Annotated in this window: 12 protein-coding genes; 10 read left to right on the top strand and 2 right to left on the bottom strand. The window is 61.1% G+C overall.

The genetic code is table 11. From position 1 onward, the window contains the following. The first annotated feature begins 183 nt into the window (after positions 1-183). From ACO07N_RS18845 to ACO07N_RS18815, 7 genes are all read left to right on the top strand, one after another. Positions 184-1,854 (top strand): formate--tetrahydrofolate ligase, encoded by a 1,671-nt coding sequence (locus ACO07N_RS18845; protein ID WP_421982498.1) that lies wholly within the window; start codon positions 184-186, stop codon positions 1,852-1,854. A gap of 186 nt (positions 1,855-2,040) precedes the next feature. After that, the gene (locus tag ACO07N_RS18840; RefSeq protein WP_421982497.1) at positions 2,041-2,745 is read left to right on the top strand and encodes a corrinoid protein; all 705 of its coding nucleotides are present in this window, start codon (positions 2,041-2,043) and stop codon (positions 2,743-2,745) included. Continuing rightward, positions 2,708-3,418 (top strand): DUF1638 domain-containing protein, encoded by a 711-nt coding sequence (locus ACO07N_RS18835; RefSeq protein WP_421982496.1) that lies wholly within the window; start codon positions 2,708-2,710, stop codon positions 3,416-3,418. The genes ACO07N_RS18840 and ACO07N_RS18835 overlap by 38 nt, the downstream gene beginning before the upstream one ends. Before the next feature lie 102 nt (positions 3,419-3,520). Further along, positions 3,521-3,823 carry a virulence factor gene (locus tag ACO07N_RS18830; RefSeq protein ID WP_421982495.1) on the top strand — a complete coding sequence of 101 codons (303 nt, stop codon included), beginning with the start codon at positions 3,521-3,523 and terminating at the stop codon, positions 3,821-3,823. After that, positions 3,816-4,706, top strand: a complete 891-nt coding sequence (locus ACO07N_RS18825) for a methylenetetrahydrofolate reductase (RefSeq protein ID WP_421982494.1) — start codon at positions 3,816-3,818, stop codon at positions 4,704-4,706. The genes ACO07N_RS18830 and ACO07N_RS18825 overlap by 8 nt, the downstream gene beginning before the upstream one ends. Beyond that, complete coding sequence (locus tag ACO07N_RS18820) at positions 4,707-5,663, top strand: methyltetrahydrofolate cobalamin methyltransferase (protein WP_421982493.1); 957 nt, start codon at positions 4,707-4,709, stop codon at positions 5,661-5,663. 265 nt (positions 5,664-5,928) lie between these two features. Then, complete coding sequence (locus ACO07N_RS18815) at positions 5,929-7,962, top strand: ASKHA domain-containing protein (protein WP_421982492.1); 2,034 nt, start codon at positions 5,929-5,931, stop codon at positions 7,960-7,962. A gap of 12 nt (positions 7,963-7,974) precedes the next feature. On the opposite strand, the gene ACO07N_RS18810 is transcribed toward ACO07N_RS18815, so the two are convergent. Beyond that, entirely contained in the window at positions 7,975-9,258 is a 1,284-nt protein-coding gene (locus ACO07N_RS18810; RefSeq protein WP_421982491.1) for an APC family permease, read from the bottom strand. Positions 9,259-9,290: 32 nt separating this feature from the next. Then, complete coding sequence (locus ACO07N_RS18805) at positions 9,291-10,127, bottom strand: DUF1194 domain-containing protein (RefSeq protein ID WP_421982490.1); 837 nt, start codon at positions 10,125-10,127, stop codon at positions 9,291-9,293. 159 nt (positions 10,128-10,286) lie between these two features. Between ACO07N_RS18805 and ACO07N_RS18800 the strand changes: the two genes are divergently transcribed. The 3 genes from ACO07N_RS18800 to ACO07N_RS18790 all read left to right on the top strand — a co-directional run bounded on the left by ACO07N_RS18800 (position 10,287) and on the right by ACO07N_RS18790 (position 13,074). After that, complete coding sequence (locus ACO07N_RS18800) at positions 10,287-11,108, top strand: enoyl-CoA hydratase (protein WP_421982489.1); 822 nt, start codon at positions 10,287-10,289, stop codon at positions 11,106-11,108. A gap of 7 nt (positions 11,109-11,115) precedes the next feature. After that, on the top strand, positions 11,116-11,646 hold the full coding sequence (locus ACO07N_RS18795; RefSeq protein WP_421982488.1) for a CoA-binding protein: 531 nt from the start codon (positions 11,116-11,118) through the stop codon (positions 11,644-11,646). Between the two features lie 147 nt (positions 11,647-11,793). Beyond that, a complete protein-coding gene (locus ACO07N_RS18790) occupies positions 11,794-13,074 on the top strand; it encodes an O-acetylhomoserine aminocarboxypropyltransferase (protein ID WP_421982487.1) in 1,281 nt (426 codons plus the stop codon). Positions 13,075-13,942 lie beyond the last annotated feature (868 nt).

Raw genomic sequence — 13,942 nt, 5'->3', positions numbered from 1 at the left:
GCGAAATGAAGCGTTTCTGAGCGACTTACCCTATGTCCATGATCCATCGTCGTTTCCAAAGTGCATCCTGTCGCAAACGGAACAGATGCTGCACTGCGCTCTCACATAGCGTTCCGGGCACTGTCAGCGGCGCGTCCCGCCTGACCAGATCCAGTTTTCAAGGACATGCCGCGGAGATAACCTATGGCAAGCGATATCGAAATTGCCCGTGCAGCCAAGATGAAGCCGATCCAGGAAATCGGTGACCGTCTGAACATTCCAGATGAGTCCCTCCTGCCCTACGGCCGGACGAAAGCCAAGGTCTCGGCCGACTTTATCGAAGATCTCGGAGAGCGCGAGAACGGCAAACTGATCCTTGTCACCGCGATCAACCCGACACCTGCCGGCGAAGGCAAGACGACGACGACCGTCGGCCTGGGTGACGGTCTCAACAAGATCGGCAAGAATGCGATGATCTGCCTGCGCGAACCGTCGCTCGGCCCGTGTTTCGGCATGAAGGGCGGCGCCGCAGGCGGCGGCTACGCCCAGGTCGTGCCGATGGAAGACATCAACCTGCACTTTACCGGCGACTTCCACGCGATCACGTCTGCGCACAACCTGCTGTCGGCCCTGATCGAGAACCACATCTACTGGGGCAACGAACTCGGCATCGACCAGCGCCGCGTGACCTGGCGCCGCGTGCTCGACATGAACGACCGGGCCTTGCGCTCCATCGTCTGCTCGCTGGGCGGTGTCGCCAACGGCTTCCCGCGCGAAGGCGGCTTCGACATCACGGTTGCCTCCGAAATCATGGCGATCCTCTGCCTTGCCACCGACCTGGAGGATCTGCAGAAACGCCTCGGCGACATCATCGTCGCCTATCGCCGCGACCGCACGCCTATCTACGCCCGCGATCTGGAAGCGGACGGTGCAATGACGGTTCTGCTGAAGGAAGCCCTGCAGCCGAACCTGGTGCAGACACTGGAAAACAACCCGGCCTTCATTCACGGCGGCCCGTTCGCCAACATCGCGCACGGCTGCAACTCCGTCGTCGCGACCCAGACGGCGCTGAAGCTTGCCGACTATGTCGTCACCGAAGCCGGCTTCGGCGCGGATCTCGGTGCTGAGAAGTTCTTCGACATCAAGTGCCGCAAGGCGGGTCTTTCGCCCGATGCCGTGGTCATCGTCGCGACCATCAAGGCCCTGAAGATGAACGGCGGCATCGCCAAGGACGATCTCGGCGCCGAAAATGTCGACGCGGTCGTCAAGGGCTGTGCCAACCTCGGCCGGCACATCGAGAACGTCAAGCAGTTCGGCGTGCCCGCCGTTGTGGCGATCAACCATTTCACCGCGGACACGGAAGCCGAAGTCCAAGCGGTCAAGGACTACTGCGCCGACCTCGGCGTCGACGCGATCCTGGCAACACACTGGGCCAATGGCTCTGCCGGTACGGAAGAACTGGCGCAGCGCGTTTCGGAACTCGCCGAAAGCGGCGCAGCCCAGTTCGCGCCGCTCTACGAAGACAGCCTGTCGCTGTTCGAGAAGATCGAGACGATCGCCAAGCGGATCTACCGGGCCGACGAGGTGCTTGCCGACAAGTCCGTGCGCGACCAGCTCAAGCGCTGGGAAGCGGACGGCTTCGGCGATCTGCCCGTCTGCATGGCCAAGACCCAGTACTCCTTCTCCACCGACCCGCAGCTGCGCGGCGCACCGACCGGGCACAGCCTGCCGGTCCGCGAAGTCCGCCTGTCGGCCGGTGCCGGTTTCATCGTCGCGATCTGCGGCGAGATCATGACGATGCCCGGCCTGCCGCGCGTTCCGTCCGCAAACCACATCCGTCTGGACGACAACGGCCAGATCGAAGGTCTGTTCTGATCTGTCCGGACCAGAACAGCTAACTCGGGCGGGTCAATCGACCCGCCCTTTTCTTTGTGACCGCCGGTTTACCGGCACTGTCGCGTAAGCGACTTGCCGTGTCGCATTGAAGATATCGGCAAATCAGCCTTCAGGCATAAGGTTTTGTACTAAGTTATAATCACTTGCGCCCTGTTGGAGCTGCCCATGTCCGATGAAGAAGATATCGATCTCGCGTCTCTTTCCGACGACGAACTCGTCGAACAGATGCATGACGACCTTTACGACGGTCTTCAGGAAGAGATCGTGGAAGCCGTCAACATCCTCCTGGAGCGCGGATGGGCGCCCTACGACATCCTGACGAAAGCGCTCGTCGAAGGCATGCGCATCGTCGGCATCGACTTCCGTGACGGTATTTTGTTCGTGCCGGAAGTTCTCCTGTCCGCCAACGCCATGAAGGCCGGGATGGGCATCCTGCGTCCCCTGCTCGCGGAAACCGGAGCGCCGAAGGTCGGCAAGATGGTCATCGGCACCGTCAAGGGCGACATTCACGACATCGGCAAGAACCTCGTTTCCATGATGATGGAAGGCGCAGGCTTCGAAGTGATCGACATCGGCATCAACAATCCGGTCGAGAACTACCTAGCCGCGCTTGAAGAGCATCAGCCGGAAATCCTCGGCATGTCGGCCCTCCTGACGACCACCATGCCGTACATGAAGGTCGTGATCGACGAAATGAAAGCCAAGGGCATCCGCGACGATTACATCGTGCTTGTCGGCGGCGCACCGCTCAACGAGGAATTCGGCGAAGCGGTCGGAGCCGACGGTTACTGCCGCGATGCGGCCGTTGCGGTCGAAATGGCGAAGGACCTGATTGCCCGCCGCCACAACCAGCTCGCCGCAAAAGGCTGAGACGGTGTTTGAAGGGGCTGCCGGCATGCATGTGGGCGAGCCGCTTTTCCCGATCCAGAACGAAGAGGACGCGAACGACAAGATCGGACGCGTCCTTATCATTGCCTGCGGCGCACTCGCGCGCGAAATCATCGCGGTCCGCGATCTGAATGGGCTTGATCACATCGATCTCACCTGCCTGCCGGCGCAGCTTCACAACACCCCCGACAAGATCCCCGACGAAGTGCGGCGCACGATCCTGCTGCACCGGGACGCCTATTCGGAAATCCTGATCGGCTATGGCGATTGCGGCACCGGCGGCCTTCTCGACAAGGTGCTGGAGGAAACCGGCGCGCGGCGGATCGAAGGTGCACACTGTTACGCGTTCTTTTCCGGCCTTGAGGAATTCGACAAGCTCGCGGAAGAAGAACTCGGCACTTTCTATCTCACGGACTTCCTTGCGCGCCACTTCCAGTCGATGGTCATCGAACCGCTCGGCCTGGATTGGCACCCTCACCTGAGAGACATGTATTTCGCCCATTACAAGCGGCTGGTCTATCTGGCGCAGACCGACAATCCGGACCTTGAGAAGGCGGCGCGCGATGCTGCCGAGAGACTGGACCTGACCTTCGAGATCCGGAGAACAGGCTACGGTCTTCTCGCCGGATTTCTGGGTGCAGAGGCAGAGCGTTGACGCGCGGCCGGGACAAGTCGGATTTTCACGCTCATATGCCGCTATCAGGCGACCTGAATCGAACTGCATCCGGCAAACATGCTCTCGGAGGAAGATGAGCAAATGGCGCAGAAGATTATCGTTTTTTGGCGGGACATCCCGGCGCAGATCCTGGTGAAAAAGGGCCGCAAGTCCGCTCGCCGAGAGCTGCCTGCCGTTTTCATGGAAGCGATCGACGCCTGTGCCATGCGGATCGGTGCGAAAGACAGCGAGGCCTACATGGCCGAGTGGCGGCGTACCGACCCTGTCGAAGTCTCTGACGATCTTGAAACCGAAGCGGAAACGGCCCTGAGCGAGCTGCTCGACGCCTATCCCAAAGACAGACTGAAGACCCTGCTCGCAAGTGGAGGAACGGAACATGACTGAACAGCGCTTATTGGCCACCGGGCGCTTTGCCGCCTCCACCGAAATGTCGCCGAAGCAGGTGGTCGAGAAGACCGAACTCCTGGCGAACATTCCGGCCGGCACGCAGGTTTATGTCACCGATCTCGGCAACGCCGCAGAAGACACGATCGTCGACGCGGTGCGCACCCTGACCGACAACAGGCTGATCGCCGTTCCGCACATGGCCGCGCGTCGGTATCCCTCGCGCGAGGCCTTTGAGCGCCGGATCACGCGTCTGACCCAGGAAGGCGGCGCAACCGAAGTTCTCGCGATCGCGGGCGAAGCCGAAACCGCCGGGCCGCTGACATCATCGGTCGCGCTGCTTGAAACCGGCCTGTTCGACAAGCTCGGCATCCGCAAGATCGCCGTTGCCGGCCACCCGGAAGGCGCGCCCGATATTGCGCCGGACGTGATCCAGTCCTTCCTGATGCGCAAGCACGCCCTGGCCGCCGAGAGCGACGCCGAATTCCGCCTGGTGACCCAGTTCGGCTTCGATCCCCATCGCGTCAGCCTCTGGCTTGACGAACTGCGCGACTGGGGCAACACCTTTCCGGTGCATATCGGTGTCGCCGGCCCGGCCAAGATGACAACGCTCCTGAAATACGCCGCCTTTGCAGGTGTCGAGAATTCGCTGAAGTTCCTGAAGAAGCGGGGCGGCGCCGTTGTCTCGATGCTGGCCGGATACGATCCGAATACCATGGTCGAGCCGCTCGAGGCGCGCGTCACAAGCCAGCCGGACACACAGCTTGCACAGATCCACGTCTATCCGTTCGGCGGCATCCAGAAAACCGCTGACTGGCTGCATGGACGCGGGAGCTGGTCCTTTCAACCCTCATCATCCCTGACTGCCAACGAGAGCGCCTAAATGACACGCACAGTCGTCGCATCCGCCACCAAGGAAATCGTGATCGGTTTCGATCAGCCGTTCTGTGTCATCGGCGAACGGATCAACCCGACCGGACGCAAGAAGCTTGCGGCTGAAATGGTCGAAGGCAATTTTGAAACCGTGAAGTCGGATGCGCTGGCACAGGTGGCCGCGGGCGCAACGATGCTTGACGTCAATGCCGGCGTCACGGCAGTCAACCCGAACGAGACCGAGCCGCCGCTTCTGGTCAAAACTCTCCAGATCGTTCAAGAGCTTACGGACATTCCCTTATCAATCGATTCATCGGTTACCGAGGCAATCAGGGCCGGTCTGGAAGTGACCAAGGGCCGTCCGCTGGTGAATTCGGTCACGGGCGAAGAAGAAAAACTCGAAGCGATCCTGCCGCTGATCAAGAAATACGACGTGCCGGTTGTTGCCATCTCGAATGACGAGACCGGCATTTCGGAAGATCCGGATGTCCGCTTTGCCGTTGCCAAGAAAATCGTCGAACGCGCCGCGGATTTCGGCATTCCGTCACACGATATTGTCGTCGACCCGCTGGTCATGCCGATCGGGGCCATGGGCACGGCCGGACAGCAGGTGTTCAGGCTTGTACGCCGCCTGCGCGACGAACTGAAAGTCAACACCACTTGCGGCCTCTCCAACGTCTCGTTCGGGCTTCCGCACCGGCACGGCATCAATGCCGGCTTCATTCCGATGGTCATCGGCGCAGGCATGACATCCGCCATCATGAACCCGTGCCGCCCGCAGGAAATGGAAGCCGTACGCGCTGCCAACGTGCTGAACGGCACGGACCCGAACTGCCAGGAATGGATCATGACCTACCGCGATCACCAGCCAGCCGCAGCCGGTACATCGGCCGCGCCTGTTGAAGCGGCGGCCGGCTCCGGCGGGCGCCGCCGCGGCGGCCGCGCGGCCCGGAGGTCCGCGGGATAGGGAGAGACAGGATGCATCCGCTTGTTGCTCTCAAGCGGATGCCGCCGGAAAACGACGATCGGATGACCTCACCCCAATCCCCTCCCCACAAGCGGGAGGGGTTTTGTGCGTGGAGTGACAATGTTCCGATCGCCAGGTCTGAGACTGAGCTGAGGCACAGGCCGGGAGAGTGAACACGGAAGAATTTCCCTCCCCTTGTTGGGAGGAAACAGAGGTGAGGGTTTCGAATCCTCGAATTTGTACGCTGCCGGAACGAAGCGAAAGCATGAACGAACACGCCAAACTTGCCAAAGTCGTTTTCCAGCCGAGTGGGCGGCGTGGAACATTTCCCGTCGGCACACCGTTGCTCGACGCGGCGCGCTCCCTTGGTGTCTATGTCGAATCCGTCTGCGGCGGGCGCGGCATCTGCGGGCGCTGCCAGATCTCCGTTTCCGAAGGGACCTTCGCAAAGGAAAACCTGACCAGTTCCGTCGGCAATCTGGAGGGCGCAACGGAAGCGGAAACCCGTTATGCGACGCTGCGCAGCCTGGCCAGCGACCGGCGGCTTTCCTGCCAGGCGAAGATCCTCGGCGACCTTGTCGTGGACGTTCCGACCGATGCCCAGACCAACCGCCAGGTGGTGCGAAAACGCGCCGAAGCCAAGCACATCGACGCCGACAGCGCGGTCTCGCTCGTCACCGTCACCATCGACGAACCGGACATGGAAACACCGCGCGGCGATCTTGACCGCCTGCGCGAAGCTCTCGCACGCGAAGCCGGGCTGACTGATCTTGCGGTCGATCCGATCCTGCTTCCGTCCGTGCAGACGATCCTGCGCAAGGGCAAATGGACCGTCACCGCAGCGATTTACGCCGATGAGGCGCTCCAGCCGACAGTGACGTCCCTGTGGCCGGGAGAGAAGAAAGCGGTCTACGGCCTGGCAGTGGACATCGGCTCGACAACGATCGCCGCGCATCTGTGCAATCTGAAGAACGGCAGAACCGTCTCGTCCGCAGGCACGTCCAACCCGCAGATCCGCTTCGGCGAAGACCTGATGTCGCGTGTGTCCTACGTTCAGATGAACCCGTCGAAGCTGCCGGAGCTGACAAAGGCCGTGCGTGAGGCGATCAACGCGCTGGTCGGCAAGCTTGTCGGCGATGTCGGCGCGGAACGGTCGGACATTCTGGACGCGACCTTTGTCGGCAATCCGGTCATGCATCACCTGTTCCTCGGGATCGATCCGGTCGAACTCGGCGGCGCGCCTTTTGCGCTGGCCGCTTCCGACGCCATGGTGCTGACGGCCCGCGATCTGTCGCTGGAACTCAATCCCGGTGCCCGTGTCTACATGCTGCCCTGCATCGCCGGTCACGTCGGTGCCGATGCGGCCGCAGCCACCCTGTCCGAAAGCCCCTACAGCCATGACGAGATCACCCTGCTGGTGGATGTCGGCACAAATGCGGAAATCGTTCTGGGCAACAAAAACCGGCTGCTGGCGGCCTCTTCGCCGACCGGGCCTGCCTTCGAAGGCGCGGAAATCTCGTCCGGACAGCGCGCGGCACCTGGTGCCATCGAGCGCATCCGCATCGACAAGGAGACCCTTGAACCGCGGTTCAAGGTGATCGGTGTCGACGAGTGGTCGGACGAAGAGGGTTTTGCGGAGAAGATCGACAGTGTCGGCGTGACCGGCATCTGCGGGTCCGGCATCATCGAAGCCGTCGCCGAAATGTATCTGGCCGGTCTCATCACCGAAGACGGTGTCATCGACGGAGCGCTCGCCGCCCGCACGCAGCGCGTCCAGGCCCAGGGTCGCACCTTTTCCTATCTCATAGCGGATGAGGACGTGGAGATCTCGATCCTGCAGACAGATATCCGCGCCATCCAGCTCGCCAAGGGCGCGCTCTACGCAGGCGTCAAGCTTCTGCAGGACAAGCTCGGCACCTATGCGCTCGACCGGATCCGGCTGGCGGGTGCCTTCGGCAGCTACATCGACCCGCAATATGCCATGGTGCTCGGCCTCATTCCCGACTGCCCCCTCGACGGTGTGACGGGGGTCGGAAACGCCGCCGGAACCGGGGCACGCATGGCCTTGCTCAACCGGGGATTCAGGCGCGAGATCGAACAGACCGTGCGCGACATCGAAAAGATCGAGACGGCGCTGGAACCGAAATTCCAGGAGCACTTCGTTAACGCCATGGCCCTGCCCAACAAGGTCGATCCCTTCCCGCATCTGCGCGCCGCGATCGACCTTCCCGAACGCAAGACGCCGGCCGCGGACGAAGCCGGTGGCAGTGAGCGCCGGCGCAGACGCCGGCGGGGATAGCCGCAAGCGCGCTCAATGGCCGCCGGTCACGCCGATCAGAAGCTGAAAACCGGCAATGCTCAGGCAGAGGAGCACACCTGCCATGCCCCACCAGCGCCGTCGGTGCAGGTTCCCTGCCCCCTCTCTTGTGCCCAGTCTGAAAAGCGCAAGATTGACCAGCGCGAAGACGCCCAGCGTGACGAGACTGGTTGCCGAGGCAAGCTGTACGAGCGGAAAGAACAGGGCGAGCAACAGGACCATTGCCGCAACAAATACAGTTGCCCTTGCAGGGGTCTGACGGCCCGGATCAACACTTGAAAACCACCTGGGTGCAAGGCCCTCGTTTCCCATGCCGTAGAGCACGCGGCTCGCCATGACGATCTGCACCAGAATGCCATTGACCATGGCAATCGATGCGGCCGCCGCCACCGGCTTTCCGGAAAGTCCCGACACGGCCTCGAAGACGCGTGCCATCGGTGCGGGCGAGGCCACGATTGCGTCTCTCCCCTCCGCAAGCGCTGCAATGACGGCAAGCAGCGCATAGACAAAAAGCGTGATGCCGAGCGTCCAGAAGATCGCGCGCGGGACGGTTCGCTCGGGAGCGACGGTCTCTTCGCACATGTTGATCATGTCCTCGAAACCGATGAAGGCGAAGAAGGCGAGCACGCTGCTTGACAGAATACCGCTCAGGACAGCGATGTTCAGCGCTGGCGTCAGGGTCCTCGCAACCTCCGGCAGATCGGTGAGCAGAGGCGCGCCGAACGCGATCACGACAAGAAGCGTTCCCAGTTCGATCAGCGTCACCCCGGCTGCAAAGACAACGCTTTCGCGCACGCCGTACCAGGCCACCGCCGACAGGCCGCAGATCACCAGCCCCACCAGAAAAAACTCCGGCAGATTGACGAATTCACGGATGTATCCGGCGAAGGAAATCGAGATGACGGCGCTCGAGATTGTCCCGGTCGCGACGACGCCATAGCCGGCAAAGCGCGCGAAGGCGCCGCCAACACCCCGGTTCACGAAGACGGCCTCGCCGCCCGCCTTCGGAAAGCGCCCGATCAGAGCGGCATAGGAAACGCCTGTTACACCCGCGATCAGCCCCGCGAGCAGAAAGGCCAGAGGTGCCTGATCGCCCGCCAGCGCAAGCACCTCTCCGATCAGGGCGAAGATCCCTGCCCCGATGGTGACGCCGACGCCATAAAAGACCAGCCACGGCAAGGACAGCGTCCGTCTGAGACCTCCGGCCCCGGGTTTTTCCGATGTGCTCATGCAGGCATTGTCGCGACGATCCGGTGCCACGCCAATTCGGCGTTCCACTTAGATGCTTCTGTTGAACCAGGGTCAGGACTCTATGGATCCAGAAAGAACTGCTCGCGCAGCTGATCCCAGATCTTTTCGCCGATCATGCAGTCATAGGGTTCTTCGAAGGTGAACTGCACGGGCTGAACGAGAGGCTGCTCCGGCTCGAAACCTCCGATTTCCAGGATCAGCTTGCGGCGCACCGCGTCAGGAAACTGGGCCCAGTCCGTCACTGGAATGACGAAGCTTGACGGCCCACCCGTGACGCACTTGCGGTAGTAGACATCGAGATCCGGAATGTTGAACTGCGATCCCGGCCCGCCCGTCGTCATCAGCGGCAGGCCGTTGATCGTGATCCCCTTCTCCAGTGCTGCATCACGCGCAATCGTGACCGCCCTGCCGTGGTTGTTGGGTCCGTCGCCGGAAATATCGATGACATGGCGGTCGGCCCGGAAGGGCACGTCTTCCAGCAGTTCGGCTGCATGCGTGATCGCGCCGGATATGGACGTACGGCGCTGGCTGAAGGATCTGTCCGCCAGAACACGGTCGGAAAAGGCCTGCGCGTCAGCCGCTTTGTCGATCAGCGACCAGTCAACGATCACGCGCAGATGGTTGTCGTTTGCCCACTCGAACATCATGAGCGCGATCCGGCCGCGCGCGCCGAGGTCGATGGCCCTGATCACCTCGGGGCTGGCGATGGCCGCCGCATAGCCCCTGCGCTGGAGTTCCAGTTCTTCCTGGGACATGGACCGAGACACATCAATGGCAAGGACGAGGGCCACATCCACCTGTTCTTGTCCTTGTTCCTGAGCCACCGCCTGCGACTGGATATCCGCCCCCAAAAGGACGGCGAACAACAGGAAGGGTGTGAGTGCCGCTCTCCACATGTCTTCATCCTACCTGAAAACGCGGCACTCCGCAGCGGTGCGCTTCCGATCCTTGATAACGGCTGCGTGAAACAATCACCGCCGGGCCACTTTTCGGCTATCGCGGAGGCGCCGCGTTCCGCTATAACAACCGCAAAACAAACAATTCAGGAAACGGCCATGTCTGAAACCGCCGCGAACGACCAAACCGAAAAGCCGATGCTCGGTACGCTTCTGCACGAAGGGGTCTACCGGATCGTCATGCAGCGGCCGGATCGCATGAATTCGCTCTCCTCGCAGATGATGGCGGCACTGTCGGCGGAACTTGACGAAGCTGCTCGAAATCCGGCCGTGCGGGTCATACTGCTGGGCGCAGAAGGCAAGGTTTTCTGCGCAGGACATGATCTTAAGGAACTGACCGCCGCCCGCGCCGAAGCGGATGGCGGCAAGGCCACCTATCAGCGGATCATGGGCCAGTGTTCCGATCTCATGCAACAGATCGTCCGTCTGCCCAAGCCCGTCATCGCGGTTGTGACTGGCGTCGCAACGGCTGCCGGCTGCCAGCTGGTTGCCTCCTGCGATCTCGCGATCGCAACCGACACGGCAACCTTCTGCACGCCGGGCGTCAATATCGGCCTTTTCTGCTCCACGCCGATGGTGGCGCTGTCGCGCAATGTCGCGCCGAAACACGCGATGGAAATGCTGCTCACCGGAGAGAGCATCGATGCCTCGACGGCCAAGGAGTTCGGACTGATCAACCGGATCGTGCCAAGGGACTACCTGGACCAGGTCGTCCAGAAATACGCCGAAACAATCGCTTCCAAGTCCCTGAAAACGCTCAAGATCGGCAAGGAAGCGTTCTACCGTCAGCTGGAAATGCCGCTATCCGAAGCTTATGATTTCGCCGCGCAGACCATGGTGGAAAACATGCTGGCGAATGATGCAGAAGAGGGCATTTCCGCGTTCCTGCAAAAACGCAAACCCGACTGGACGGACAGCTGAGCCGCACATGAACCACGACAGTTATTCCGACACCTACATCAAGGGCATCCTGGATGAGGTCAAGACCGTTGCGATGATCGGCGCGTCGGCCAACAACGTCCGCCCGTCCTATTTCGTTCTGAAATACCTGCTTTCAAAAGGCTATGAGGTCTGGCCGATCAACCCGGGCCAGGCCGGCAAGGAAATCCTCGACCAGACAGTCTACGCCTCGCTGGATGATCTTCCTGATGTCCCGGACATGGTCGACATCTTCCGCAATTCGGACGCTGCAGGACAGATCATCGATCATGTTCTGCAAAGCGGCAGATTGCCCAAGGTAATCTGGATGCAGCTCACGGTCCGGCACGACGAAGCGGCCAAGCGCGCCGAGGAAGCCGGGATCAAGGTCGTGATGGACCGGTGCCCGAAGATCGAATACGGGCGGCTCTCCGGCGAGATCGGCTGGGCCGGCGTCAATTCGCGAACCATCTCCGCCAAGCGGCCGACACTCAAGTCGGGATTCCAGCACCGCGGCCTGACGGGCAAGACTGAAAGCTGAAGCCGCCGGATGCACAGAAACGACGCTGCGGCACACTCAAGCCCTTGATATCGGTATTCCAACAAGGCACGTGAAATAGAAAAATCCTGCTTTGACCTCCCCCCAAGGTTCGGTCAAACTGCGCCAAATTCCAAAGGGAGGTTATTCATGAGCGAAAATATTCCAGGGTTTTCCACGCTGGCCATTCATGCCGGCGCTGCGCCCGATCCGTCCACGGGCGCGCGCGCCACGCCGATCTACCAGACGACGTCGTTCGTCTTCGACGATGTCGATCATGCGGCCTCCCTGTTCGGCCTGCAGGCTTTCGGCAACATCTACACCCGCATCACCAATCCGACGACCGCCGTTCTGGAAGAGCGCGTCGCAGCCCTGGAAGGCGGCACCGCCGCCCTTGCGACCGCATCCGGCCACTCCGCGCAACTGCTCTGCTTCCACACTTTGATGCAGCCCGGCGACAACATTGTTGCGGCCAACAAGCTCTATGGCGGCTCCATCAACCAGCTGAACCATTCCTTCAAGAGCTTCGGCTGGAGCGTCAAATGGGCGGATCCGGACGATCTCAACACATTCGAAGCGGCGATTGACGAGAACACCAAGGCGATCTTCATCGAAAGCCTGGCGAACCCGGGCGGCATCGTCATGGATATCGAGGCGATCTCCGCACTCGCCAAGGCCAAGGGCATCCCGCTGGTCGTCGACAACACCATGGCAACGCCCTACCTGTGCCGCCCGATCGAGCACGGGGCCGACATCGTGCTGCACTCGCTGACCAAGTTCATGGGCGGGCACGGCAACTCCATGGGCGGCATCATCGTCGACGGCGGCAGTTTCGATTGGTCCGCCGGCGGCCGGTACCCGCTTCTGTCGGAACCGAGACCCGAATATCAGGGCATCGTTCTGCACGAGACTTTCGGCAATTTCGCCTTCGCGATCGCCTGCCGTGTCCTCGGCCTGCGCGATCTCGGACCCGCGATTTCGCCGTTCAACTCCTTCATGATCCTGACCGGCATCGAGACGCTGCCGCTGCGCATGCAGCGCCATTCGGACAACGCCAAGAAGGTCGCCCTGCACCTGTCCGGACACAGCAAAGTCAAATGGGTGTCCTACGCGGCCCTGCCGGAAGACAGGCACCATGCACTTCAGCAGAAATACATGCCCAAGGGTGCGGGCGCGGTCTTCACCTTCGGCGTCGAGGGCGGATACGATGCGGGCGTGGCACTCGTTTCCAAGTGTGAACTGTTCTCGCATCTCGCCAATATCGGCGATACGCGCAGCCTGATCATTCACCCGGCCTCCACGACGCACCGTCAGCTGACCGACGACCAGAAGACGGCGGCCGGCGCCGGACCGGACGTCGTGCGCCTTTCGGTGGGCCTTGAGGAGGTCGACGACATCATCGCCGATCTCGATCAGGCGCTGTCCGACTGAAATCAGTGATGCAAAGTCGAAATGCCCGCCTCTCCGGCGGGCATTTTTTTTGGTGAAATACCATTGCCCGAAATTCCCTCTGGTCATGCCATGGCTCGATCATGGCATCCATGCCGTTACCTCTCTAAATCCTGAGGCGGAGGAGAGGTCACGGCATGGATTGCAGGGTCAAGCCCTGCAATGACGATGGTTGTTAAAGCCATCTCAGGTCAGGAAACTTGTCATTCCGGCTGAAGCGCAGCGGAAGGCCGGAACCCAGTAGCCACCTGTTTCTCCTTCTACTAATTACTTCCGGCCACAGGGAGTACTGGGTCCCGGTCTTGCCGCTTGCGCAGCAAACCGGGATGACACAGCGGGGAAAGAAATTTCACATCCAGGCTTAGCGACGGAAGAACTCGTCTTCTTTCTCAGAGCCATAAGTTAGACAGTCCTTTCCAACCCGGTCATGCCATGGCTCGACCATGGCATCCATGCCGTTTCCGTTCAAAATCCTGAGGCGATGGAGAGGTAACGGCATGGATTGCAGGGTCAAGCCCTGCAATGACGATGGTTGTTAAAGCCATCCCAGGTCAGGAAACTTGTCATTCCGGCTGAAGCGCAGCGGAAGGCCGGAACCCAGTAGCCACCTGTTTCTCCTTCTACTAATTACTTCCGGCCACAGGGAGTACTGGGTCCCGGTCTTGCCGCGCACGCGGCAAACCGGGATGACACAGCGGGGAAAGAAATTTCACATCCAGGCTTAGCGACGGAAGAACTCGTCTTCTTTCTCAGAGCCATAAGTTAGACAGTCCTTTCCAACCCGGTCATGCCATGGCTCGACCATGGCATCCATGCCGTTTCGTTTCCGAAGCTTGAGGCGGCGGAGAGG

The sequence above is a fragment of the Roseibium sp. genome (assembly GCF_965229775.1).
Taxonomy (GTDB): domain Bacteria; phylum Pseudomonadota; class Alphaproteobacteria; order Rhizobiales; family Stappiaceae; genus Roseibium.
Note: the sequence above shows the minus strand (reverse complement) of the source record. Positions and strands in the feature narration are given on the sequence as shown.

Coding starts and splice junctions, on each gene's coding strand:
- ACO07N_RS18845 (WP_421982498.1), top strand. CDS start 184: ATGGCAAGCGATATCGAAATTGCCCGTGCAGCCAAGATGAAGCCGATC.
- ACO07N_RS18840 (WP_421982497.1), top strand. CDS start 2,041: ATGTCCGATGAAGAAGATATCGATCTCGCGTCTCTTTCCGACGACGAA.
- ACO07N_RS18830 (WP_421982495.1), top strand. CDS start 3,521: ATGGCGCAGAAGATTATCGTTTTTTGGCGGGACATCCCGGCGCAGATC.
- ACO07N_RS18825 (WP_421982494.1), top strand. CDS start 3,816: ATGACTGAACAGCGCTTATTGGCCACCGGGCGCTTTGCCGCCTCCACC.
- ACO07N_RS18820 (WP_421982493.1), top strand. CDS start 4,707: ATGACACGCACAGTCGTCGCATCCGCCACCAAGGAAATCGTGATCGGT.
- ACO07N_RS18815 (WP_421982492.1), top strand. CDS start 5,929: ATGAACGAACACGCCAAACTTGCCAAAGTCGTTTTCCAGCCGAGTGGG.
- ACO07N_RS18805 (WP_421982490.1), bottom strand. CDS start 10,127: ATGTGGAGAGCGGCACTCACACCCTTCCTGTTGTTCGCCGTCCTTTTG.
- ACO07N_RS18800 (WP_421982489.1), top strand. CDS start 10,287: ATGTCTGAAACCGCCGCGAACGACCAAACCGAAAAGCCGATGCTCGGT.
- ACO07N_RS18795 (WP_421982488.1), top strand. CDS start 11,116: ATGAACCACGACAGTTATTCCGACACCTACATCAAGGGCATCCTGGAT.
- ACO07N_RS18790 (WP_421982487.1), top strand. CDS start 11,794: ATGAGCGAAAATATTCCAGGGTTTTCCACGCTGGCCATTCATGCCGGC.